The sequence below is a fragment of the Citrobacter sp. LST-B2 genome (genome assembly GCF_057983045.1).
The window spans coordinates 366,867-390,752 of record NZ_CP192598.1 but is presented as its reverse complement, the minus strand read 5'-3'; the positions used below and the strand labels follow the sequence as shown (position 1 = coordinate 390,752).

18 protein-coding genes are annotated in these 23,886 nt (G+C 51.7%); 11 read left to right on the top strand and 7 right to left on the bottom strand.

Features of this window, described 5'->3' with window-relative positions; genetic code table 11:
- Positions 1-297: 297 nt before the first annotated feature.
- A complete protein-coding gene (gntT, locus tag ACQ0PY_RS01775; RefSeq protein WP_042998433.1) occupies positions 298-1,614 on the top strand; it encodes a gluconate transporter in 1,317 nt (438 codons plus the stop codon).
- A gap of 38 nt (positions 1,615-1,652) precedes the next feature.
- Here gntT and malQ read toward each other — a convergent pair whose 3' ends face one another.
- Together malQ and malP are read right to left on the bottom strand one after the other, a co-directional pair.
- Positions 1,653-3,740 carry a 4-alpha-glucanotransferase gene (malQ, locus tag ACQ0PY_RS01770; RefSeq protein ID WP_104010276.1) on the bottom strand — a complete coding sequence of 696 codons (2,088 nt, stop codon included), beginning with the start codon at positions 3,738-3,740 and terminating at the stop codon, positions 1,653-1,655.
- Between the two features lie 9 nt (positions 3,741-3,749).
- The gene (gene malP, locus ACQ0PY_RS01765; RefSeq protein WP_109739771.1) at positions 3,750-6,143 is read right to left on the bottom strand and encodes a maltodextrin phosphorylase; all 2,394 of its coding nucleotides are present in this window, start codon (positions 6,141-6,143) and stop codon (positions 3,750-3,752) included.
- 376 nt (positions 6,144-6,519) lie between these two features.
- Between malP and ACQ0PY_RS01760 the strand changes: the two genes are divergently transcribed.
- The 6 genes from ACQ0PY_RS01760 (at position 6,520) to malT (ending at position 12,307) form a co-directional block, all read left to right on the top strand.
- Positions 6,520-6,999, top strand: coding sequence for an Hcp family type VI secretion system effector (locus ACQ0PY_RS01760; protein WP_044263814.1), 480 nt, complete (start codon positions 6,520-6,522; stop codon positions 6,997-6,999).
- A 28-nt stretch (positions 7,000-7,027) separates the two neighbouring features.
- Entirely contained in the window at positions 7,028-7,894 is an 867-nt protein-coding gene (locus tag ACQ0PY_RS01755; protein ID WP_109739770.1) for a hypothetical protein, read from the top strand.
- Between the two features lie 9 nt (positions 7,895-7,903).
- Entirely contained in the window at positions 7,904-8,335 is a 432-nt protein-coding gene (locus ACQ0PY_RS01750) for a DUF1240 domain-containing protein (RefSeq protein WP_109739769.1), read from the top strand.
- A gap of 6 nt (positions 8,336-8,341) precedes the next feature.
- Positions 8,342-8,782 carry a DUF1240 domain-containing protein gene (locus tag ACQ0PY_RS01745; protein ID WP_109739768.1) on the top strand — a complete coding sequence of 147 codons (441 nt, stop codon included), beginning with the start codon at positions 8,342-8,344 and terminating at the stop codon, positions 8,780-8,782.
- A 9-nt stretch (positions 8,783-8,791) separates the two neighbouring features.
- Complete coding sequence (locus ACQ0PY_RS01740; protein ID WP_044263825.1) at positions 8,792-9,223, top strand: DUF1240 domain-containing protein; 432 nt, start codon at positions 8,792-8,794, stop codon at positions 9,221-9,223.
- Between the two features lie 378 nt (positions 9,224-9,601).
- Positions 9,602-12,307 (top strand): HTH-type transcriptional regulator MalT, encoded by a 2,706-nt coding sequence (malT, locus tag ACQ0PY_RS01735; RefSeq protein WP_044253525.1) that lies wholly within the window; start codon positions 9,602-9,604, stop codon positions 12,305-12,307.
- Between the two features lie 49 nt (positions 12,308-12,356).
- Here the strand turns inward: malT and ACQ0PY_RS01730 are convergent, their stop codons facing one another.
- From ACQ0PY_RS01730 to glpE, 3 genes are all read right to left on the bottom strand, one after another.
- Complete coding sequence (locus tag ACQ0PY_RS01730) at positions 12,357-13,115, bottom strand: DeoR/GlpR family transcriptional regulator (RefSeq protein WP_042998447.1); 759 nt, start codon at positions 13,113-13,115, stop codon at positions 12,357-12,359.
- 15 nt (positions 13,116-13,130) lie between these two features.
- Positions 13,131-13,961 (bottom strand): rhomboid family intramembrane serine protease GlpG, encoded by an 831-nt coding sequence (gene glpG, locus ACQ0PY_RS01725; protein ID WP_042998448.1) that lies wholly within the window; start codon positions 13,959-13,961, stop codon positions 13,131-13,133.
- A 74-nt stretch (positions 13,962-14,035) separates the two neighbouring features.
- The gene (gene glpE, locus ACQ0PY_RS01720) at positions 14,036-14,368 is read right to left on the bottom strand and encodes a thiosulfate sulfurtransferase GlpE (RefSeq protein WP_109739767.1); all 333 of its coding nucleotides are present in this window, start codon (positions 14,366-14,368) and stop codon (positions 14,036-14,038) included.
- Positions 14,369-14,565: 197 nt separating this feature from the next.
- Between glpE and glpD the strand changes: the two genes are divergently transcribed.
- The 4 genes from glpD (at position 14,566) to ACQ0PY_RS01700 (ending at position 20,487) form a co-directional block, all read left to right on the top strand.
- Positions 14,566-16,074, top strand: a complete 1,509-nt coding sequence (gene glpD / locus ACQ0PY_RS01715) for a glycerol-3-phosphate dehydrogenase (protein ID WP_044253534.1) — start codon at positions 14,566-14,568, stop codon at positions 16,072-16,074.
- Positions 16,075-16,484: 410 nt separating this feature from the next.
- A complete protein-coding gene (locus tag ACQ0PY_RS01710; RefSeq protein WP_109739766.1) occupies positions 16,485-17,816 on the top strand; it encodes an MFS transporter in 1,332 nt (443 codons plus the stop codon).
- Positions 17,813-19,528 carry a dihydroxy-acid dehydratase gene (gene ilvD / locus ACQ0PY_RS01705; RefSeq protein ID WP_446894180.1) on the top strand — a complete coding sequence of 572 codons (1,716 nt, stop codon included), beginning with the start codon at positions 17,813-17,815 and terminating at the stop codon, positions 19,526-19,528. Before ACQ0PY_RS01710 ends, ilvD begins: the two co-directional genes overlap by 4 nt.
- A gap of 53 nt (positions 19,529-19,581) precedes the next feature.
- On the top strand, positions 19,582-20,487 hold the full coding sequence (locus tag ACQ0PY_RS01700) for a dihydrodipicolinate synthase family protein (protein WP_054176523.1): 906 nt from the start codon (positions 19,582-19,584) through the stop codon (positions 20,485-20,487).
- Positions 20,488-20,536: 49 nt separating this feature from the next.
- Here ACQ0PY_RS01700 and ACQ0PY_RS01695 read toward each other — a convergent pair whose 3' ends face one another.
- A complete protein-coding gene (locus tag ACQ0PY_RS01695; RefSeq protein ID WP_042998453.1) occupies positions 20,537-21,292 on the bottom strand; it encodes an IclR family transcriptional regulator in 756 nt (251 codons plus the stop codon).
- Between the two features lie 128 nt (positions 21,293-21,420).
- A complete protein-coding gene (gene glgP, locus ACQ0PY_RS01690; RefSeq protein ID WP_044263852.1) occupies positions 21,421-23,868 on the bottom strand; it encodes a glycogen phosphorylase in 2,448 nt (815 codons plus the stop codon).
- Positions 23,869-23,886 lie beyond the last annotated feature (18 nt).

The window sequence follows — 23,886 nt, the reverse complement described above, 5'->3', positions numbered from 1 at the left end:
GGCGCTAACGCTTATCGGGCATAGCGCCCCTCTTTGCGTCTTTTGCAATATCCTCTTCGATAATTTGACCTGCCTCGCATAATTTAAATTTTGCCTGCCGGGGTGATTCTCAATCACCCTATGTTACCCGTATCATTCATATGGGCACCAAACACACACATCACATCCGACTAAACTAGATAGTTTTAAGGGTAATCCGTCGAGGTGCCGTTACGTCTCTGTTCCCGGTTGGGACAGACGTAGTTTGTCGTCAAAACATTGACGTTACCCATAACAAATTGAAAGGCCAGGTAAATCATGCCATTAGTCATCGTTGCTATCGGTGTAATTTTGTTATTACTCCTGATGATCCGCTTCAAAATGAACGGTTTCATCGCTCTCGTCCTGGTGGCGCTTGCGGTTGGATTGATGCAAGGAATGCCGCTCGATAAAGTCATTGGCTCCATCAAAGCGGGTGTCGGCGGCACCCTGGGAAGTCTTGCCCTGATTATGGGCTTTGGCGCCATGCTCGGCAAAATGCTGGCAGACTGCGGGGGTGCGCAACGTATCGCCACCACGCTGATTGCGAAATTTGGTAAGAAACACATTCAGTGGGCCGTGGTATTAACCGGTTTCACCGTCGGTTTTGCACTGTTCTATGAAGTGGGCTTTGTGCTGATGCTGCCGCTGGTGTTCACTATTGCCGCCGCGGCTAACATCCCGCTGCTGTATGTCGGTGTTCCGATGGCTGCGGCGCTCTCCGTCACGCACGGCTTCCTGCCCCCGCACCCAGGCCCGACCGCTATCGCGACCATTTTCCATGCCGACATGGGTAAAACCCTGCTGTTTGGTACGATCCTGGCAATCCCGACCGTCATTCTGGCGGGTCCGGTCTTCGCTCGCTGCCTGAAAGGCATCGATAAGCCGATCCCGGAAGGTCTGTACAGCGCGAAAACCTTCACGGAAGAAGAGATGCCGAGCTTTGGCGTCAGCGTCTGGACCTCACTGGTTCCGGTGGTACTGATGGCAATGCGCGCTATTGCAGAGATGATCCTGCCGAAAGGCCATGCGTTCCTGCCTGTTGCCGAGTTCTTTGGTGACCCGGTGATGGCAACCCTGATTGCAGTCCTGATCGCCCTGTTCACCTTCGGTCTGAACCGTGGCCGTTCAATGGATCAGATTAACGATACGCTGACCTCTTCCATCAAAATTATCGCAATGATGCTGTTGATCATCGGCGGTGGCGGTGCGTTCAAGCAGGTGCTGGTCGACAGCGGCGTGGACAAATACATTGCGTCCATGATGCACGAAACCAATATTTCTCCGCTGCTGATGGCATGGTCTATCGCCGCCGTTCTGCGTATCGCGCTGGGTTCTGCTACCGTTGCCGCAATTACGGCGGGTGGAATTGTCGCACCGCTGATCGCAACCACCGGCGTCAGCCCTGAGCTGATGGTTATCGCTGTCGGTTCCGGTAGCGTTATCTTCTCTCACGTAAACGACCCTGGCTTCTGGCTGTTCAAAGAGTACTTTAACCTGACCATCGGCGAGACTATCAAGTCCTGGTCGATGCTGGAAACCATTATCTCTGTCTGTGGACTGATTGGCTGTCTGCTGCTGGGAACGGTGGTTTAACGCTAAAAAGAACCCGCCAGTTGGCGGGTTCTTTATTTTTACGTCTTCTTCGCTGCCGCTTTTCGCCGTTTATCCAGATCCTTAATCAGCTTGTTCACCCGTTCATCGGCAAACATCGCTTCAAGAGTCACGGAGAGCTTACGACGCCAGTTTTTGTACTCTGAACTGGTCCCCGGAATGTTGACCGGTTCCGCCATATCCAGCCAGTCTTCCGGCTGCAACCCTAATAACGCACTGTTACTGTCGGCGATATAACGCTGCATCCCCCGATTGAGCATCGGCGTCATCGCCATCAGCGAAGCCTTACGCCCGGCACGTTTTGGCAGGCAACCGTACTTGTGCAGCGCATCTAATAGCCCTTGTTTCGCCCGCTCACGGTCCTGATACAGTCCGCGCAGCACCACTTCATCAGGATACAGTCCCAGCGCTTTGCCCAGCGTCAAATCACCGCTGTCCCAATAACCTTTGAGCGTAGGAAGATCATGCGTCGTCGCGACAGCCATTGATTGTTCCGGATACGCTTTCGGCGCACGGTAGTTCTTCTCATGGTCGTTCTCGAAATAGAGCACTTTGTAGGAGTACACGCCGCTGCTTCGCAGTTTGCCAACAATCTCCACCGGAACGGTACCCAAGTCTTCACCAATCACCATGCAATGGTGACGCTGACTTTCCAGCGCCAGAATCGACAACAGGTCGTCGACCGGATAGTGAACATAGGCGCCGTGGTCGGCGGTTTCACCGTAGGGGATCCACCACAACCGCAGCATCGACATGACATGATCGATGCGCAGCGCGCCGCAGTTTTGCATATTCGCCCGCAGGAGTTCGATAAACGGCTCGTAGGCACGCGCCGTAATGATATGCGGATCCATCGGCGGCAGGCCCCAGTTCTGTCCAAGCGGACCGAGGATATCCGGCGGCGCGCCAACAGAGGCTTTCAGGCAATACAGCTCGCGATCGCACCAGGTTTCCGCCCCACCTTCCGCCACGCCCACCGCCAGATCGCGATACAGGCCAATTGGCATCTTAAAGCCCTGACTGGTTTCCCAGCAGGCGGCAAACTGGATGTACGCCAGCCACTGTAACCAGAGATAAAAATCCACTTCATCACGATGTTCGTGACAGAATTTTTCCACCTCCGGCGAATCAACAGACTGATACGCTTCCGGCCAGGCCGGCCAGCCCCAGCGCAGTTCATCCTCTTTCACCTGCCAGGCATGCAGCGCATCAAACGCCGCCTGCCAGTACAGGCTGTCGCCTTCCTGAGCCACGAACGCCCGGAATGCCGCCATCTGTTCATCGTCGCGCGTGGCAAACCCTTTCCATGCCATGCGCAGCGCGGTCATCTTCAGCGTGGTGACTGCCGAGTAATCCACCCATTGGGCATCCCGCGCCTGTTGCAGTATTTTCTGCGTATCGGGCATCTGCCACCAGGCCTGCGCTTCTTGACTCAGGCGAAAATCATCGACAGCGTTCACATCAATGTAAATGACGTTCAGCCAGCGACGTGAAGACGGGCTGTACGGGCTGGCGCTCTCCGGGTTTGCCGGATAGAGCGCGTGGATCGGATTGAGGCCGATAAACGCCCCCCCGCGTTTTGCTACATCCACCAGCATTGACTTCAGATCGCCGAAATCACCGATTCCCCAGTTGTGCTCTGAACGCAGCGTATAGAGCTGTACGCAGGCACCCCAGAGTTTCTGCCCGGTCAGCAGCGCCTGCGGCTCGTAGCAGCGTTTTGGCGCCACGATGATGCGGCAATGGTGTCGCTGTTCATCCTGCGTCAGGGTCAACGTGTGATAACCCAGCGGCAGCTTTGTCGGCAGAGTAAAGGATTTCCCGCCGGTGGCGTGCCCCTTAAACTGCCCCCCCTCTTCGGTGGTCAACAGCCAGTTGAATTCACCGTGTCCCTCTACCGCTAGCGACATCTTTTTGCCTGCGGTGTAGACCATCACATTCGGCACCGCCGTCACTGCTACCTTTGCGGCGGCAGCGGTACGGTGCATAGCATCCAACAAACGTCGCTTGGTTTCGGCACCAATTGACTGCGGCTTGCCGTGGGCATTGATATAATTGGGACTGATCCCCGCCGCCAGCGCGGCATTATCCAGACGTTTGCTATCCATCGCGCTTCCTTAGCGTTTCGCCTGCCAGATTCGGGTCTGATAATCGCGAATGGAGCGATCCGAGCTGAACATACCGCAGCGTGCGGAGTTCAGGATCGCCGCACGCGTCCAGGCCTCCTGGTCACGATACAACACATCCACCTGTTTCTGCGCCTCAACGTAGGCCGCAAAGTCCGCCATCACCAGATACGGATCGCCCCCCTGTTTGCCTATGCTGTGCAGCATCTGATCAAAGGCATGCTTATCGCCGGCGCTGAACTTACCGCTCTCCAGCTCTTTCAGCACGGCATCGAGCACTTTATCCTTTTTGCGCCATTTCAGCGGATCGTAGCCTTTGGCTTTCAGCGCCTTCACCTGTTCCACGGTATGCCCAAAGATAAAGATATTCTCATCACCCACTTTCTCGGCGATTTCTACGTTCGCGCCGTCCAGGGTGCCGACCGTCAGTGCGCCGTTTAGCGCCAGCTTCATGTTGCCGGTGCCGGAAGCTTCTTTCCCCGCTGTGGAGATCTGCTCGGAGATATCCGCCGCCGGAATCAGCATTTCTGCTGCTGACACGCAGTAATCCGGCAGGAACACCACTTTCAGTTTGTCGCCGACGTTCGGGTCGTTATTAATGGTTTCCGCCACCTTGTTAATGGCAAAGATGATGTTTTTCGCCAGGTAGTAACCCGGAGCCGACTTCGCGCCAAACAGGAACACGCGCGGTACGCGATCGGCCTGCGGGTTTTCGCGAATCTCTTTATACAACGCCAGGATATGCAGCAGGTTCAGGTGCTGACGTTTGTATTCGTGCAGACGCTTAATCTGAATATCGAAAATCGCCTGCGGGTTAATCTCAATCCCGGTACGAACTTTCACAAACTCAGCCAGACGTACCTTATTGGCCTGCTTGATATCACGCCAGGTCTTGCGGAATTTAGCATCATCAGCGTACTTCTCAAGATTGATCAACTGATCGAGATCGTTCGCCCACTCTTTTTTCAGCGTTTTATCAAACAGCGCAGCCAGTTCCGGGTTGCACTGTTTGATCCAGCGACGCGGCGTGATGCCGTTGGTCACGTTATGGAACTTGTTCGGCCACAGTTGGTGATATTCCGGGAACAGATCTTTCACCACCAGATCGGAGTGCAGCGCGGCAACGCCGTTGACCGCAAAGCCGCTGACGACGCACATGTTCGCCATGCGCACCTGTTTGTCGTGAACCACCGCCAGCTTTGCCCAAACCTGCTTGTCGCCAGGCCAGGTTTTATCGACCAGCGTCTTAAAGCGATCGTTAATCTCTTTGATGATCTGCATATGACGCGGCAGCAGCGCTTTCACCAGCTTCTCATCCCAGCACTCCAGCGCTTCTGGCATCAGGGTATGGTTGGTATAGGCGAACGTTTTGCTGGTGATCGCCCAGGCGTCGTCCCAGCTCATCTGATGCTCGTCAAGCAGCACGCGCAGCAGTTCCGGAATCGCAATGGTCGGATGGGTATCGTTCAGTTGAATGACTTCGTAATCCGCCAGCTCATGCAGTTTGCGGCCAGCCAGATGATGACGACGCAGAATGTCTGCCACTGAACAGGCGCACTGGAAGTATTGCTGCATCAGACGCAGCTTCTTACCCGCCGTGTGGTTATCGTTCGGGTAAAGCACTTTGGTCAGTTTATCGGCGTCAATCCCCTGCTGTTCCGCACGCAGAAAATCACCGTCATTAAATTTGGTCAGGTTAAACGGATGAGCGTGAGTGGCCTGCCACAGACGCAGCGGTTGCGCCACGCCGTTACGGTAGCCCAGCACCGGCAGATCCCACGCCTGCCCGGTAATCACAAAACCGGGTTCCCAGTGACCGCCTTTTGTCACCTTACCGCCAATACCCACCTGCACATCAAGCTGCTCGTTATGACGGAACCACGGATAGCTGCCGCGATGCCAGTCATCCGGCGCTTCCATTTGCTGACCGTCGGCAAAGGATTGACGGAACAGGCCGTACTGATAGTTCAGACCATAACCGGTGGCAGATTGACCCACGGTCGCCATTGAGTCCAGGAAGCAGGCGGCAAGACGCCCTAATCCTCCGTTGCCCAGCGCCGGGTCGATCTCTTCTTCCAGCAGATCGGTCAGCTGGACGTCGTACGCTTTCAGCGCATCGCTCACCGCCTGATACCAGCCCAGGTTAAGCAGATTATTCCCCGTCAGACGACCAATCAGGAACTCCATCGAGATGTAGTTCACATGGCGCTGATTTTTCGCCGGTTTCGCCACAGGTTGGGCACAGAGAAGTTCCGCCAGCGCGCCGCTGACGGCGTGCCACCATTGACGGGACGTCATCTCGTGAGCTGACAGTAAACCGAAACGCTGCCACTGACGTGTCAGGGCTGCCTGAAATTGCTCTTGATTGAAGGTTGGCTGTGACATAGGAATTCCGGGTCCTTTGGTAAAAAACAACGTTATCGCTAGTTTGCCAGGCTCAATGTTGACCTTCCTCATCCCACTCTTGATTAGGCGGGGAGGAGTAGTGGGGATGAGCGTAAAAGTGTGATCGGTGCCACTCTCGCGTACCGCACCCGACTGTTCAGATCCCAGTCATACACTTATTTTAATCCATTTTTATATTTTACCTGGCTCTAATCACAGAATCAGGGATGAAATGATATAACGCGGGTATGAAGAATCTCTCTGGTTTCAAGTCCATATAAAAACAAAACCAGTTGAAATGACAATAATACAAGCGCACACTAAATTTATTGTATTTTAATATATTATCACCACTAATAAATCAAAAGGAAATAATATGTCCCATTTATCCTGGCTCACGCTGACAGGAGAGATTCAGGGAGATATATCAGCGCAGTGCGGCTCCCGGAGTTCAATAGGTAATAAATCTCAAACCCGTCATATTGATCAGATAATGATTTACGCACTTGAACATGAAACATCACGGCAACAAAATGTTTGTCATCATGAATTGCAAATAATTAAGCCCGTTGACCGTTCGTCGCCGTTACTCAGCAAAGCCATCAACGATAACGAAACGCTTGAGTGTGAACTCGACCTGTATCGCGTTAATCCAGGAGGTCAACAGGAGATCTACTATAAAATTAAATTATTCAAAGCTCATATTTCTAACATCAAAATAATTGTGCCGCATAATATTATTGAAAATGGAAACGAAGCACAGGAACGTGTTTGTTTTACGTATGAATCCATCAGTTGGGAACACTGTATGGCGAGCACCAGCGCATTTAGCTTTTGGAGCGACCGACTCTTCTGAGTCTGAATAACATATATAAGGAAATAGCATGCGTCATCGTCCCTCTTCTTCGTTGTACGAGAACACTTCACGTCATCCCGATGGCGATCCGCTGCGCGGCTCAGCAGACATCCACTGGAGTTCAATGAACCCTGTGCAGCGCGATATGGCTTTTATGGATGGATCATTCATCACACAACACCACCATATCCTCCTGTTGACGATAGAAGAAGCACAGCAAGTCGTGGATGACTTAATGGGAGGAATTGATCAGTTTTTTTCGTACCGCGCAGCGCCGGGGAATATGAAAGATGGACTGGATGCCTTTCGCAGTCTGTCTAAGCTCACAACATATTACAACCCGGCTAACGAATTGGTTTTTAACTTTACTGTATTAAAAATAAAAGCGATCGAGTACAACGTGGGCGGCAAAGCCTATATAAAAATTACGGGATACCCTGCGTTACGCCGTATTCTTAACGGGACCCGCTACGGTGCCAGGCATCCGCAAATACTGGAAATGGCCATCGGTAAACGTGGGCTTTACAATAGTATCAGGAGTGGCGTCAGATATTGCCTCTATTTTTCTCTGGCCTGGCGAGCTATCGAATTGATTTTTAAATCAGATTATCAGATGGTGGATTTTCTGGTCGATATTTCAATGGACATGGCTAAAGCGGTAGTGTCGGGGGTTTTGATTGGGGTGGTCGCGGGCCTGGCAATTTTAGCTAGTGCGCCTGTAATTGTTACTACCGGCATTATCGTTTTGGCGGGCATTTTACTTAATTGCACACTAAATGTCCTTGATGAAAAAACAGGGCTATCAAATGCGTTAAAAGAAAAGCTTCGTGATTATATACATCATCATAAAAATTACGATTATGGATTCGACTCTCCCTACTTTGACTCATTTTAAGGAGGACTTATGAAGAAATTATTTATGCGGCTAATGTATTTTTTGCTGATTATATTTCTCCTTGGCATTCTTGATTTACAAATATTTGGTTTTGTTATGACCGATTTTTTATCATTGATAAGAATGGGTGATGTAATCACATATCACCATACGTGCTTACTAATAAGTGGAATACCGTTAATGTTGTATACAACCTTTGCTATGGTACGGGTTTTATTCAGCAATGATTTGCAATACAAAGCCCTTCCTGATCCTTTTGAAGTCTGGGTGCTGGGCACTGGCGCGCTCTTTTTTGCTATCGGCTTTATTGCAAACTTTATTGTCCTGTTTTTATTTCTGGTATCGTCATATCACTCCTGCCCACAGGACAACCTTCATGATTATCATGTGATTGATGTTAAGCTTTGCGAAACCCTTGTTGATAATCGTAGTTTCTGGTAATCATTAATGAAAAAAATAAAATTACGTCTTACCGCTTTTTTCCTAATTATTTCCCTCCTCGGAATCCTGCATTTCTTATTATTTGGCAGAATAATGACTGATTTTTTATCCTTGATAAGAATGGGGGATGTTATCAGCTACAATAAAACATGCATTGTGCTTGGCGGCGCACCGGCACTCATTTTAGCATTAATTTTATGCATTATGGCTTTATTTAGTAAAGATGTACATTCCAGTATTCCTGAATCAATAGAAACGCCAGTGAGCTTTATTGTTGTCATATCTTTTATTATCGGTTTTATTGCTAACTTTATTGTGCCATTTCTCTTGCTGGCACTTTCCTACCATTCCTGCCCGCAGGACAACCTTCATGATTATCATGTGATCGATATAAAACTTTGCGAAACCCTTGTTGATAATCGTAGTTTTTTTAATCGCTCATTTTAAGGAGGTCTTATGAAAAAATTATTTAAGCGGTTAATGTGCCTTTTATTAATTACCTTCCTCCTTAGCATGCTTTATGCATTAATATTTGGTAATGTAATGACCGATTTCTTATCTTTGATAAGAATGGGTGACGTAATCACTTATCACCATACGTGCTTACTGATAAGTGGAATACCGTTAATGTTGTATACAACCTTTGCTATGGTACGGGTTTTATTCAGCAATGATTTGCAATACAAAGCCCTTCCTGATCCTTTTGAAGTCTGGGTGCTGGGCACTGGCGCGCTCTTTTTTGCTATCGGCTTTATTGCAAACTTTATTGTCCTGTTTTTATTTCTGGTATCGTCATATCACTCCTGCCCACAGGACAACCTTCATGATTATCATGTGACTGATGTTAAGCTTTGCGAAACCCTTGTTGATAATCGTAGTTTCTGGTAGGAGCAGTCATAGAAACTGCTAATAATAACGAGAATAAGATTACCTTTTTTTATATCGATAACATCCTCACCTTTTGATTACCCTTTGTCGGTAAAAATTTTATCACGGTAAGTTACAATTTCGCCTGTCACAGAGAGGATCGTAAGCCTATACAAAGTGTCAGGACTCTTCAGCAAAAGTAAATACCCCGGCATCCCCTCCGCCAACCGTATCCAGTAGAGGTTATCCATCAGATAAATTTGTGATGTAGTGCAAATTAAGGCGGTTCATTACCGGACATACCTTGCAAAAGTTCCTAATCTGGCCGACCTTATATCTATTAATTACGAAGCGCAAAAAAAATCGCAGTCCCCCATTTTCCACAGTGAAGTGTTAACTATGTTGATTCCGTCCAAACTAAGTCGTCCGGTTCGTCTCGACCATACAGTGGTCCGTGAGCGCCTGTTGGCTAAACTTTCCGGCGCGAACAATTTCAGGCTGGCCCTGATCACAAGTCCTGCAGGTTATGGGAAGACTACGCTCATTTCACAATGGGCCGCCGGGAAAAGTGAACTCGGCTGGTACTCACTGGATGAGGGCGACAACCAGCAGGAGCGTTTTGCCAGCTATCTGATTGCCGCGGTACAGCAGGCCACTAACGGTCATTGCACCACCAGCGAAGTGATGGTGCAAAAACGGCAGTATGTCAGTCTGACTTCGCTTTTTGCGCAGCTCTTTATTGAGCTGGCGGAATGGCATCGCCCGCTGTATCTGGTCATCGACGATTACCATCTGATCACTAATCCGGTGATTCATGAGTCCATGCGCTTCTTCCTGCGTCATCAGCCTGAAAATCTCACGCTGGTGGTACTGTCGCGTAATTTACCGCAGTTGGGGATTGCCAACCTGCGCGTGCGCGACCAGCTTCTGGAGATAGGCAGTCAGCAACTAGCCTTTAATCATCAGGAAGCCAAACAGTTTTTTGACCGCCGCTTATCCTCCCCCATCGAAGCCGCCGAAAGCAGCCGGATGTGTGACGATGTGGCAGGCTGGGCGACCGCATTACAGCTCATCGCCCTCTCTGCGCGGCAAAACAACCACTCTGCGCATCAGTCGGCACGCCGTCTGGCGGGAATTAACGCCAGCCATCTTTCAGATTATCTGGTCGATGAAGTGCTGGACAGCGTCGATGTCAGCACCCGCCTTTTCCTGCTGAAAAGTGCAGTTTTACGGTCAATGAACGATGCGCTGATTGTACGTGTAACCGGCGAAGAAAATGGTCAGATGCGGCTGGAAGAGATCGAGCGGCAAGGGCTTTTCCTGCAACGGATGGATGACTCCGGCGAATGGTTCAGTTATCACCCGCTGTTTGGCAGTTTCCTGCGCCAGCGCTGCCAGTGGGAACTGGCGACCGAGTTACCTGATATCCATCGCGCCGCAGCGGAAAGCTGGATGGCGCAGGGTTTCCCCAGCGAAGCCATCCACCATGCGCTGGCGGCCGGCGATGCGCATATGCTGCGCGATATTTTGCTTAACCACGCGTGGGGATTGTTTAACCACAGCGAACTGGCGCTGCTGGAAGAGTCACTAAAAGCGCTGCCGTGGGAAAGCCTGCTGGAAAACCCGCGTCTGGTGTTGTTACAGGCCTGGCTGATGCAGAGCCAGCATCGCTACAGCGAAGTAAACACCCTGCTGGCCCGTGCCGAACAAGAGATTCAGGGCGTGATGGACAGCACGCTGCATGCCGAGTTTAACGCGCTCCGCGCTCAGGTGGCGATCAACGACGGCAATCCCGATGAGGCTGAACGCCTGGCGAAACTGGCGCTGGATGAGTTGCCCATCGCCTTGTATTACAGCCGTATTGTTGCAACCTCGGTGCACGGCGAAGTGCTGCACTGTAAAGGCGACCTCTCTCGCTCCTTAACGCTGATGCAGCAGACCGAACAGATGGCGCGTCATCATGATGTCTGGCACTACGCGCTCTGGAGTTTGATCCAGCAGAGTGAAATCCTCTTTGCCCAGGGATTCTTGCAGGCCGCCTGGGAAACCCAGGAGAAAGCGTTCCAGTTGATTAAAGATCAGCATCTGGAACAGTTGCCCATGCACGAATTTCTGGTGCGCATTCGTGCCCAACTGCTGTGGGCGTGGGCGCGACTGGATGAAGCGGAAGCCTCTGCGCGCAGCGGTATCGAAGTGCTTTCCGCCTTTCAGCCGCAGCAACAATTACAGTGTCTGGCGCTGTTGGTGCAGTGCTCGTTGGCCCGTGGCGATCTGGACAATGCCCGCAGCCATCTCAACCGCCTGGAGAATCTGCTGGGCAACGGTCACTACCATAGCGACTGGATCTCAAACGCCGATAAAGTTCGGGTGATCTACTGGCAAATGGTCGGCGATAAAAAGTCGGCCGCCAACTGGCTGCGCCAGACGCCGAAACCGGAGTTTGCCAATAACCACTTCCTGCAAGGCCAGTGGCGTAATATCGCCAGAGCGCAAATTCTGCTGGGCGAATTTGAACCCGCAGAAATCGTACTCGAAGAGCTGAATGAAAATGCGCGCAGTCTGCGCCTGATGAGCGATCTTAACCGTAACCTGCTGCTGCTCAACCAACTTTACTGGCAGGCCGGGCGCAAAAATGACGCGCAGCGCGTGCTGCTTGATGCCCTGCAATTAGCCAATCGCACCGGATTCATCAGCCATTTCGTGATTGAAGGCGAGTCGATGGCGCAGCAACTACGCCAGCTTATTCAACTGAATACTCTGCCGGAACTGGACCAACACCGCGCACAGCGCATTCTGCGTGAGATCAACCAGCATCACCGCCACAAGTTCGCCCACTTTGACGAAAGCTTTGTTGAGCGCCTGCTGAACCACCCGGAAGTACCAGAGCTAATTCGCACCAGCCCGCTGACGCAGCGCGAATGGCAGGTGCTGGGGCTGATCTATTCCGGCTACAGCAACGAGCAAATCGCTGGCGAACTGGCGGTAGCGGCGACCACCATCAAGACGCATATCCGTAATTTGTATCAAAAACTGGGCGTGGCGCACCGTCAGGATGCGGTCCAACACGCGCAGCGACTGCTGAAAATGATGGGTTATGGGGTGTAATGTTGCCCGGCTGCACCCACGCTGACCGGGCAGTCTCTTCATCAACGCGTTAACACAGTTCCAGTTGAATATGGTTATCGGTGATCACCTTCATTACCCCTGCTGGTGGCAGAGCATCGGTATATACCGCATCCACCAGACTGATACTGCCCATATTCACCATCGCATTACGGCCAAACTTCGAATGATCCGTCACCAGTATGACGTGGCGGGAATTCTCAATAATTGCGCGCTTGGTACGCACCTCGTGATAGTCGAATTCCAGCAGCGAGCCGTCACTGTCGATGCCGCTGATCCCCAGAATGCCGAAGTCCAAGCGGAACTGAGAAATAAAGTCGAGCGTCGCTTCGCCAATAATACCGCCGTCCCGACTGCGAAGTTCACCACCCGCGAGAATAATGCGAAAATCCTCTTTTACCATCAGCGTGTTCGCCACGTTGAGGTTGTTGGTCACAATACGTAAATTGCTGTGGTCGAGTAGCGCGTACGCCACGGCCTCGGGCGTGGTCCCGATATCAATAAACAGCGTTGAACCGTTAGGGATCTGCGAGGCAACTTTACGCGCAATACGCTCTTTTTCCGCCGTCTGCGTGGCTTTACGATCGTGCCACGGTGTGTTGACGGAACTGGACGGTAGCGCCGCGCCACCGTGATGACGCAGAATCATGTTTTGTTCGGCCAGGTCATTGAGATCCCGGCGAATCGTTTGTGGGCTAACGGAGAAATGCTCCACCAGCTCTTCAGTACTGACGTATCCCTGTTTTTTTACCAGCTCAATGATTGCATCATGTCGTTGTGTTTGTTTCATTGTTATTCCCTGGAACTATGTTCGTTTTCGCGCATTTAACGTATCCGCGAACGCCATTGCCAACCCAACTGCCAGCCCGGCGATATGTGCGCCATTGGCCATCGACATCCCAAACAAATCAAACCATCCGGCGACGATCCAAATCAGCGCGAAAATAATCAGCCCGCGCTGCAGGTAGATTCCGCTTTGCGGATCGCGCTCGCCACGCAGCCAGACGTAACCCATCAGCGCATAAACGACGCCGGAAAGCCCGCCGAACCACGGGCCGCTAAACTTATGCTGCACATATCCGCTCAGTAGGGCGCTGATGACCGTAATCACTATCAGTTTGCCGCTGCCTAAACGTTTTTCAACCGCACCGCCAAGATACCACCACCACAGCAGGTTGAAGAGGATATGCATCAGCGAAAAGTGCATGAAGGCGTGAGTGAAGTAGCGCCAGACGTCAAACTGTAATGATGGGTCAAACGGCCAGGCCAGCCACACCATTACGGTTTGATCGCCAACGATATTCATGACGATAAATACCAGAATACAGGCCGCCATAATCAGCCAGGTGACCGGGCCGGCACGCTCACGCAGTGTGGCAATAAACGGGAAGCGGCGATAACGCAGTCCACTGCCAGTATGACCGGACTGCCAACTGGCCGCGAGATAGCGCGGATCGCCAGGGTTCTCCATAAAACGCGCCAGCTCAGCATGCACACGTTCGGCCTGCGTTTCATCCGCCAGCCAGACATCGCTTTGATGATGTTGTTGAATGGTCAGGATAACGCCCTGCGTCGCCATGTAATCAACAAAGGCCTGTGCCACGCGGGGGTTAGCAAAAGAGGTAATCATCAACATGGTTGCTGTCGCTTAATCCATACAAAAGAGGACAGTATATATACCCTTCTTATTTCAAGCTGCATCTTTGTTGGCTACAAAGACGAACCGTATGCCACTTCGGCAGGGAAATGGCGATGCCAGGCGTCAAATCCGCCGTCTACGCTGTAGACCGCGTCATAGCCTTGCTGAAGCAAATATTGCGCCGCGCCTTTGCTGCTGTTGCCGTGGTAGCACATGACCAAAACCGCCGTATCGAAATCGTGATCGCGCATAAACGAGCCCAGCGTGTCGTTCGTCAGGTGAAATGCCTGGGGAGCATGCCCCATCGCATAACTTTGTGGATCGCGGATATCCACCAGTACCGCCGCGCCCTGATGCAGCTTCTGGTGCGCTTCTTCAACATTAATACATTCAAACTGATCCATACATTCTCTTCTTTATCGTGCAGGTGAAACGTTTTCGGCATTTTATCCGTTAGTGTACGTCCCCATGGGAGTGAAACGCCATAATGTTATATGTATCACTGTAAATTGTTTATTCGATGTTACCAATGGAGCGTTTCTTTGCTATTATGCTCGATAACGAACATTTATGAGCCATAACGAAAGCGCACGAGGGCAGCATGGAAACCAAAGATCTGATTGTGATAGGGGGAGGCATCAACGGTGCCGGTATCGCGGCAGATGCCGCTGGACGCGGTTTATCCGTGCTGATGCTGGAAGCGCAAGATCTTGCGTGCGCAACCTCCTCTGCCAGTTCTAAACTCATCCACGGTGGCTTGCGCTACCTGGAACACTACGAATTCCGGCTGGTGAGCGAAGCGCTGGCTGAACGCGAAGTGCTGCTGAAAATGGCCCCGCATATTGCCTTCCCAATGCGCTTTCGCCTGCCGCATCGCCCTCACCTGCGTCCGGCATGGATGATTCGTATTGGTCTGTTTATGTACGATCATTTAGGTAAACGCACCAGCTTACCGGGTTCTGCCGGTTTGCGTTTTGGCGCAGAGTCGGTACTGAAACCGGAAATTGTGCGCGGTTTCGAATATTCCGACTGCTGGGTCGACGATGCGCGTCTGGTGCTGGCCAATGCCCAGATGGTGGTGCGAAAAGGTGGGGAAGTGTTAACCCGCACTCGTGCAACCTCTGCGCGTCGCGAAAACGGTCTGTGGATCGTCGAAGCCGAAGATATCGATACCGGTAAGACATTCACCTGGCAGGCGCGTGGGCTGGTCAACGCCACGGGTCCATGGGTAAAAGAATTTTTCGACGAAGGTATGCATTTGCCTTCGCCATACGGTATTCGCCTGATCAAAGGCAGCCACATCGTGGTGCCGCGCGTCCATACCCAGAAACAAGCCTACATTCTGCAAAACGAAGATAAACGCATTGTGTTTGTTATTCCGTGGATGGATGAGTTCTCCATCATCGGCACCACCGACGTCGAGTACAAAGGCGATCCGAAAGCGGTGAAAATAGACGAAAGCGAAATCAATTACCTGTTGAAAGTCTATAACGCGCACTTTAAGAAACAGCTTGGTCGTGACGATATCGTCTGGACCTATTCCGGTGTGCGCCCGCTGTGCGACGACGAGTCGGATTCACCACAGGCCATCACCCGCGATTACACGCTGGATATTCATGATGAAAATGGCAAAGCGCCGCTGCTTTCTGTCTTCGGCGGTAAACTGACCACCTACCGTAAGCTCGCCGAGCACGCGATGGAGAAACTGTCGTCGTACTATCAGGGCATTGGCCCGGCATGGACCAAAGATTGCGTGCTGCCAGGCGGTGAAATCGGTGGCGATCGCGAAGACTACGCGGCGAGACTGCGCCGTCGTTATCCGTTCCTGACCGAATCGCTGGCGCGCCATTACTCACGCACCTACGGAAGCAACACAGAGTGGATCCTCGGCGAAGCCACCTCTGTCGCGGATTTAGGCGAAGATTTCGGCCATGAGTTCTACGAAGCAGAGCTGAAATATCTGGTAGACCACGAATGGGTTCGCCGTGCAGACGATGCGCTGTGGCGTCGTACCAAAGAAGGGATGTGGCTCAACGCCGAACAGCAGTCTCGCATGACCCAGTGGCTGGCAGAGTACGTCGCGAAACATCAGCTTTCACTGGCATCGTAATCTCCTCACGCCCGATAGCGACACGCTATCGGGCGTTTTTATGTTTCCCTCTACAACACAACGCGCACTGCGGTAACGAAACACTTACTTCCCCGCCCCTGAAATCCTCAAAAAACACCGCCATTCCCCGTATGGAATACGTTGCCTGTTCGCGTGTGCGTTCTTTATCCGGCGAAAATCGGTAACCAGAATCAGCCTGTCAGCCATTCCCCTTTGTTTTCAACCCTCTTTTTTTTCGTGCCAGAACACTTTCCGGTGAGTGTTGCAGCAGGATATGAAGCAAATCACAAAATATAACCTTGCTGAGAATATGGAATTGACGCTCAAAATTTATCCCCTCATAGTATCTGTATACAGAACAATAGTTCTATATACAGAACAAACTACCTCTACTATTAAGGGATGCGCTAATGGGCATTGAACTCGATAAACCAACTACGCGAGGGCGCTGGCTGCACATCATTCCAGCCACCATCCTCGTTTATATCGTGGCTTACATGGACAGGACGAACATCGCAATTGGGATTGCGGGAGGAATGGACGAAGACCTGGGGATGACCGCCTCGTTTGCCGGTCTGGTCGCCGGTATTTTCTTTATTGGTTATATCTTTTTGCAAATTCCCGGCGGTCAAATTGCGGAACGATACAGTGCCAAGAAATTAATCGCCTGGACCATCGTCGCATGGGGCGGGTTCGCGCTGCTGACAGGCTTCGTCCAGACTCCAACCCAATTACTGATTATCCGCTTTGTCCTTGGCGTCGCTGAGGGTGCGGTCTATCCCGCTATTCTGGCGCTGATCGGTCACTGGTTCCCTAATGAAGAACGCGCAAGAGCGATTGCCTATTTCCAGATGAACCTTGCCGTGGCCTCAATCATCACCGGGCCGCTTTCCGGCTGGCTGATCGAAACCTATGGCTGGCGAGAAATGTTCATCATCGAAGGCTTACTTTCTCTCGGCCTGCTGTTCGTCTGGCTGCCTTTGGTTTCTGACCATCCTCATCAGGCCAAATGGCTGGATCCTAAAGAGCGCGCCTGGATCGAACAGAAACTGCAGGCCGATCGCGCACTGACGATCGCCGGTGAGACAAGCAGCATTCGCAATGTTCTGAGCAGCATTAACTTATGGAAACTGATCGGTATCTATTTCTTCGTGCAGGTTGGTTTCTACGGCTTCGCCCTCTGGATGCCAAACCTGATTAAACACCTGACCGGCAGCGGAATGACTATCGTCGGCTTACTGACTGCGGCACCGTACATTTTGTGCATCGTCGGTCAGTACTACATTGCCAAATGGTGCGACAAAACCATGAATCGCCGCCTCTATACGGCAATTCCGTTGCTGGGCTTTGCCGCCTGTCTCGCACTCTCCCTGCTGTTGAAAGATAACATCTGGCTGGCGTACGGCATGATGGTCATCTGCGGCTTCTTCCTGCAGGCCTATGCGGGACCGTTCTGGACATTACCGCCATTACTCTTCTCTCCCAACGTGCTGGGCGGCGTACGCGGCACCATCAACGCATTAGGCAACATTGGCGGTTTTATTGGTCCTTATCTGGTGGGCCTGTTAACCGTCACATTCTCACAAACCGCAGGGATGACGGTGCTGGTTGCCGCACTCCTCATCGCCGTCGCGCTGCTGTTCAGTTTACCTTCGGTTACTGCCCGTCCTGCAGGCAGTAGCAACCCTCATCATGCATCGGCGCCTGAGACGTCGCTCAAACAAGAAGGAATCGCCAAATGAGTCAGAAATGCCAACACGCCCGTGACCTGTGGTCACAACTGGACGCCCTGCGTCTGGGGATGAATTACACCAAAGAAGATGTCAATAAACTGCAGGTTCTGGTGGATGATTGCTATGGCGAAAGTCATCCCGGTAGCTTTCATCTTAATCATCTGGGCGATGAAGCCGTCTTAGGCATTCACGAAAGCGGCGGTCGTGGCGTTCGTCACCACGTGACCGATATTTGTGATGGCTGGGGTCAGGGTCATGACGGGATGAACTATATCTTAGCCTCCCGTGAGGCTATCGCGAACATGGTCGAAATTCATGCTTCCGTCGTACCATACGATGCCGGTATCTTGATCTCCAGTTGTGATAAATCGATCCCGGCGCATCTGATCGCCGCTGCGCGCCTGAATCTACCGATGCTGCATATCCCCGGCGGCTCAATGCGTCCGGCACCGAATATGAGCACGTCCGATCTCGGTGGTATTACCGCCAAACTCAAGAAAGGCGAGATAGGCATCCAGCAGGTGGAAGCCATGCAGCAGTGCGGTTGCCCGACAGCAGGCGCGTGCCAGTTTATGGGCACCGCCAGCACGATGCAGTGCATGTCTGAAGCGCTCGGTCTTGCCTTACCGGGAAGCGCATTGCTGCCCTCGACATTGGCGGAAATTCGCCGCATCGCGCGAAACGCCGGTCATCAGGCGTTATACCTGGCAGAGAAAAATATCACGACGCATAAAATCCTCACGCCTGCCGCCTTTGAAAACGCCATTAAGGTCCATGCCGCCATCGGTGGCAGCACCAACGCCATGATCCATCTCCCGGCGATAGCCCATGAACTGGGTTGGGAACTGAAACCTGAGTTGTTTGACCAGATAAACAATGAGATCCCTTACCTCACCAACATTCAACCCAGCGGTCAGTATGTGACTGAAATGATGTGGTTCGCGGGCGGCGTGCCGATGGTGCAATGGTATCTTCGCGACTATCTGGATCTGGATGTCCTGACGGTGACTGGCCGGACGCTGGGGGAAAACCTGGAAATGCTCCATCAGTCCGGTTTCTTTACCCGCAACCACGGTTATCTGAGTAATTATCGGGTCAGCCCGGAAGAGGTGATTCGTAAGCCGGAAAACGCCACCAAGAAAGGGTCGATTGCCGTGTTAAAAGGCAATATCGCACCAGAAGGCGCAGTCATTAAATATGCCGCCTGCGCGCCAGAGATGCACCACCATACCGGCCCTGCGCGCGTTTTCAATTCGGAAGAGGATGCCCAACAAGCCATTATTCATAACCACATCGAACCGGGTGATGTCATTTTTATCCGTTATGAAGGGGCTAAAGGTTCGGGAGCACCGGAGATGCTCATGACCACAGACGCGATTGTTTACGACAAACGTCTTGATGGCAAAGTCGCCCTGATTACCGATGGTCGTTTCTCCGGCGCAACCAGCGGCCCTTGCGTCGGCCATGTTTCACCGGAAGCCGCCGATGGCGGTCCCATTGCGCTTGTCGAAGACGGCGACCTCATCGAAATGGACGTCAAGGGGCGCAAGCTCAACATTGTGGGTATTCACGGTGAGTACAAAACAGAAGAAGAAATTCAGCACTGTCTTGAACGCCGTCGGACAAACTGGACAAAACCGGATTATTCAAATCGACGCGGCGTCTTTAAGCAATTTACGACCAACGCAACCTCATTAATGGCGGGAGCCTGGATTAAATAACGTCCCTGGTGGGCGGCATTATCGCCAGCCCACCTGCTTTTAAGGATAAAATCATTATGCAAACTGAAAAATTCAACGGTGTCTTTCCGCCTGTTCCGACCATTGTTAATGCCCAGGGGAAATTAGATAAGAAAGGGATGGCGACCTTACTTGACCATCTTATTGCGAACGAGGTTAATGGCGTATTATTACTTGGCAGCGGCGGTGAGTTCTGCCATATGACAAAAGAGCAGCGTCTGGAAGCCGCTGAGTTTTGCGTTCAACATATCAATCATCGAATTCCGGTGTTGTTAGGGATCAGCAGTACCAGCACGCAAGACGTCATTGATTACGGTCGGCATGCTGACAGTCTGGAAGTCGATGCCGTACTGGTCCTCAATCCTTATTATGCACGACTGACCGATGAGTATATTTATCACCATTTCAAAACTGTCGCCGAAAGTATCAACACGCCGGTTATTCTCTATAACTTTCCGGCGCTTACCGGCCAAGATCTCAGCATTGATTTAATTACCCGGCTGGCACATGACATTCCCAATATCATTGGCATTAAAGATACCGTGGATAACATTAGCCATATTCGCGAAATTATCAATACCGTACGACCGGCTCGCCCTGATTTTGTTATTTTCTCTGGTTACGATGAATATATGATGGACACGTTGATCCTGGGAGGAAATGGCGGGATCCCTGCAACTGCTAACTTTGCTCCGCAGTTAACCTGTGGAATTTATCGTGCCTGGCGCGAAAAAGAATATGAGACCTTGTTTCGCCTGCAACGTCGACTGTCTGCGTTATCAACTATTTACAGTCTGGATACGCCTTTCTTCGGGATTATCAAAAAAGCCATTCAACTCAGTGGCATTGATATCTCGGTTGAGGTCATGCCGCCAGTGCAACCGGCAAATGAGGCACATATCACCAGCCTGAAAAAGGTTCTACAGCGCGCCGGGTTGTAACTCTCATCAGCGGGCTTAGCGCCCGCCTTTTCATTTAGCAGCGAAAAGACTAGCGCAACATCGACGACAGGCGACGACTGGCATCCATCATCTGCATGGCAAGCGTTTCTCGTTTATCATCCGGGATCTGGAACGCGACGCCTGACACACTCAAGGCCGCCACCACCTTCCCTTCGGCATTAAATATGGGCACCGCGATACAACGGACGCCTAAAGAATCTTCTTCGTTATCATAGCCCCAACCGCGCTGACGGATCCCGGCTAATTCCTGCTTGAGGATATCCACATCGGTAATCGTCGTTTCGGTATAGCGCGTCAGAACCTGATCGGGCGGCAGCAACTCATCCAGCTCTTCCGAATTAAGCCAGGCAATCAGCACTTTCCCCAGACCAGAACTGTGCAGCGAAAGGCGCTTGCCCTCCCAACTACGGATCACAATTGCCTGTGGGCTTTCCAGCTTGAGAAGATAAATAGGAGAGTCGCCTTCAAGTACGCCAAGATGACAGGTTAAACCCGTCGCATTACGAATTTCTTCCAGTACGGGCAGCGCGATTTTTTTAATATCGTACTGTTCAGCGGCTTTATTCCCTAATTCGTAGAGCCGTAACCCAAGATAATATTTGTCTTTTTCCTGACGCAATAAGCCATGCGCAACCATGCCCGTCAGTAAAGAAGAGGTACTGCTTTTTGCGATTCCTGAATTTTGATGAATTTGCGTGAACGTCGCGCCATCGCATTCCATCAGATAAGCGAAGACGCGCATAATTTTGTCGAGGGCAGGAATCGATGTTGTGATTTTTTTCATATACTTATCAATTAATTATAATTAATTCCTCGGACACTATACACCAGCAGACGGTTATTATTCCATATCAATGCGCAATCACCGCGCACAAAAAAGGAGCCCGAAGGCTCCTTTTTTAACATGACGACTTACAACCGTACCGGATCAATATGCCAGATGTGGTCAGCATACTCCTGGATGGTCCTGTCAGAGGAGAAGTAGCCCATGTTGGCGATATTGAGCATCGCTTTGGCGGTCCACTCTTCCGGACGTCCGTACAGGTCGTCCACCTTGTCCTGACAATCGACATAGCTGCGGTAGTCCGCCAGTACCTGATAGTGATCGCCGAAGTTGATCAGCGAATCCACCAGATCACGATAACGCCCAGGCTCTTCCGGGCTGAACATGCCGCTGCCGATTTGGGTCAGCACCTGATGCAGTTCCTCATCTTTATCGTAATATTCACGCGGTTTATAGCCCTGCCTGCGCAGTTCTTCGACCTCTTCTGCCGTGTTACCAAAGATAAAGATGTTCTCTTCGCCAACGTGTTCCAGCATCTCCACGTTCGCCCCGTCCAGCGTACCAATAGTCAACGCGCCGTTGAGTGCGAACTTCATGTTGCTGGTGCCGGAGGCTTCGGTCCCCGCCAGCGAAATCTGCTCAGACAGATCTGCCGCCGGAATGATCAGCTGTGCCAGGCTCACGCTGTAGTTGGGGATAAACACCACTTTCAGCTTATCGCCAATCTGCGGATCGTTATTGATGACTTTCGCGACGTCATTAATCAGGTGAATGATGTGCTTCGCCATGTAATAGGCCGACGCAGCCTTACCGGCAAAAATATTCACCCGCGGCACCCACTGCGCATCAGGATCGGCCTTAATGCGGTTGTAGCGCGTAATCACGTGCAGCACATTCATTAGCTGACGCTTGTACTCATGAATGCGCTTGATCTGGACATCAAACAGCGATTTTGGATTCACTACCACGTTGAGTTGCTGCGCGATATAGTTTGCCAGCCGCTTTTTGTTTTCCAGCTTCGCCTGACGCACCGCATGATTGACCAGCGGGAAATCACAGTGCTGTTCAAGTTCATGCAGTTGGCTCAGATCGGTACGCCATGTACGGCCAATGTTCTCGTCCAGAACGCCGGAAAGCGACGGGTTTGCCAACGCCAACCAGCGGCGCGGCGTCACTCCATTCGTCACGTTGCAGAAACGGGTCGGGAAAATGGTCGCAAAATCCGCGAACAGCGACTGCACCATCAGGTTAGAGTGCAACTCGGAAACACCATTCACCTTATGACTCACCACCACCGCCAGCCACGCCATACGTACGCGGCGACCATTGGACTCGTCAATGATCGACGCGCGTCCCAGCAGACCGGTATCGTTCGGATACTGCTCCTGCAACGTTTTCAGGAAGTAGTCGTTAATTTCAAAGATGATCTGCAGATGGCGCGGCAGGATTTTGCCCAGCATATCCACCGGCCAGGTTTCCAGTGCTTCGCTCATCAGCGTGTGGTTGGTGTAGGAAAAAACCTGGCAGCACACTTCAAACGCGTCGTCCCAGGTGAACTGATGTTCGTCAATCAGCAGACGCATCAGCTCCGGGATCGACAGCACCGGGTGCGTGTCATTCAGGTGAATGGCAATCTTATCCGCGAGGTTGTCGTAGGTTTTGTGCAACTGATAGTGACGGCTCAGGATATCCTGCACCGTTGCCGAGACCAGGAAATACTCCTGACGCAGACGCAGTTCGCGTCCGGAATAGGTGGAGTCATCCGGATACAGCACGCGCGACACGTTCTCGGAGTGGTTTTTATCTTCCACTGCCGCGAAGTAATCGCCCTGGTTGAATTTACCGAGGTTAATTTCGCTACTGGCCTGCGCATTCCACAGACGCAGCGTGTTGGTGGCGTCAGTGTCATAACCGGGGATAATCTGGTCGTAGGCGACCGCGAGGATCTCTTCGGTTTCAAGCCAGCGTGTTTTTTTGCCTTCCTGCTGAATACGTCCGCCAAAGCGAACTTTGTACCGCGTGTTATGGCGTTTGAATTCCCACGGGTTACCATATTCCAGCCAGTAATCAGGAGACTCTTTCTGTCGCCCATCGACGATGTTCTGCTTGAACATCCCGTAGTCGTAGCGGATACCATAGCCACGCCCCGGCAGCCCTAAGGTTGCCAGCGAATCCAGGAAACAGGCAGCCAGCCGCCCGAGACCGCCGTTACCGAGACCCGGGTCGTTTTCTTCATCGATGAGTTCTTCAAGATCTAATCCCATCGCTTCCAGAGCGCCCTGGACATCGTCATAAATCCCCAACGATAACAGCGCATTGGAAAGGGTACGTCCAATCAGAAATTCCATCGACAGGTAATAAACCTGGCGGGTTTCCTGGGACAGTTGGGCTCGGTTAGAACGCAGCCAGCGCTCCACAAGACGATCGCGCACCGCAAACAGCGTCGCGTTCAGCCATTCATGCTTATTGGCAATAACCGGGTCTTTACCAATCGTGAACATCAGCTTGTAAGCGATAGAGTGCTTAAGCGCTTCTACGCTCAGCGTCGGCGATGCATAGGTAAATGGAGCATTCATAATGATGATTCCTGAATA

Excerpts from the sequence above, each read along its gene's own strand:
- glpD (WP_044253534.1), top strand. The coding sequence starts at position 14,566 with ATGGAAACCAAAGATCTGATTGTGATAGGGGGAGGCATCAACGGTGCC.
- malT (WP_044253525.1), top strand. The coding sequence starts at position 9,602 with ATGTTGATTCCGTCCAAACTAAGTCGTCCGGTTCGTCTCGACCATACA.
- glpE (WP_109739767.1), bottom strand. The coding sequence starts at position 14,368 with ATGGATCAGTTTGAATGTATTAATGTTGAAGAAGCGCACCAGAAGCTG.
- ACQ0PY_RS01710 (WP_109739766.1), top strand. The coding sequence starts at position 16,485 with ATGGGCATTGAACTCGATAAACCAACTACGCGAGGGCGCTGGCTGCAC.
- ACQ0PY_RS01695 (WP_042998453.1), bottom strand. The coding sequence starts at position 21,292 with ATGAAAAAAATCACAACATCGATTCCTGCCCTCGACAAAATTATGCGC.
- ACQ0PY_RS01755 (WP_109739770.1), top strand. The coding sequence starts at position 7,028 with ATGCGTCATCGTCCCTCTTCTTCGTTGTACGAGAACACTTCACGTCAT.
- malP (WP_109739771.1), bottom strand. The coding sequence starts at position 6,143 with ATGTCACAGCCAACCTTCAATCAAGAGCAATTTCAGGCAGCCCTGACA.
- glpG (WP_042998448.1), bottom strand. The coding sequence starts at position 13,961 with ATGTTGATGATTACCTCTTTTGCTAACCCCCGCGTGGCACAGGCCTTT.
- malQ (WP_104010276.1), bottom strand. The coding sequence starts at position 3,740 with ATGGATAGCAAACGTCTGGATAATGCCGCGCTGGCGGCGGGGATCAGT.
- ACQ0PY_RS01750 (WP_109739769.1), top strand. The coding sequence starts at position 7,904 with ATGAAGAAATTATTTATGCGGCTAATGTATTTTTTGCTGATTATATTT.
- ACQ0PY_RS01730 (WP_042998447.1), bottom strand. The coding sequence starts at position 13,115 with ATGAAACAAACACAACGACATGATGCAATCATTGAGCTGGTAAAAAAA.
- glgP (WP_044263852.1), bottom strand. The coding sequence starts at position 23,868 with ATGAATGCTCCATTTACCTATGCATCGCCGACGCTGAGCGTAGAAGCG.
- ACQ0PY_RS01760 (WP_044263814.1), top strand. The coding sequence starts at position 6,520 with ATGTCCCATTTATCCTGGCTCACGCTGACAGGAGAGATTCAGGGAGAT.
- ACQ0PY_RS01740 (WP_044263825.1), top strand. The coding sequence starts at position 8,792 with ATGAAAAAATTATTTAAGCGGTTAATGTGCCTTTTATTAATTACCTTC.
- gntT (WP_042998433.1), top strand. The coding sequence starts at position 298 with ATGCCATTAGTCATCGTTGCTATCGGTGTAATTTTGTTATTACTCCTG.
- ACQ0PY_RS01745 (WP_109739768.1), top strand. The coding sequence starts at position 8,342 with ATGAAAAAAATAAAATTACGTCTTACCGCTTTTTTCCTAATTATTTCC.
- ilvD (WP_446894180.1), top strand. The coding sequence starts at position 17,813 with ATGAGTCAGAAATGCCAACACGCCCGTGACCTGTGGTCACAACTGGAC.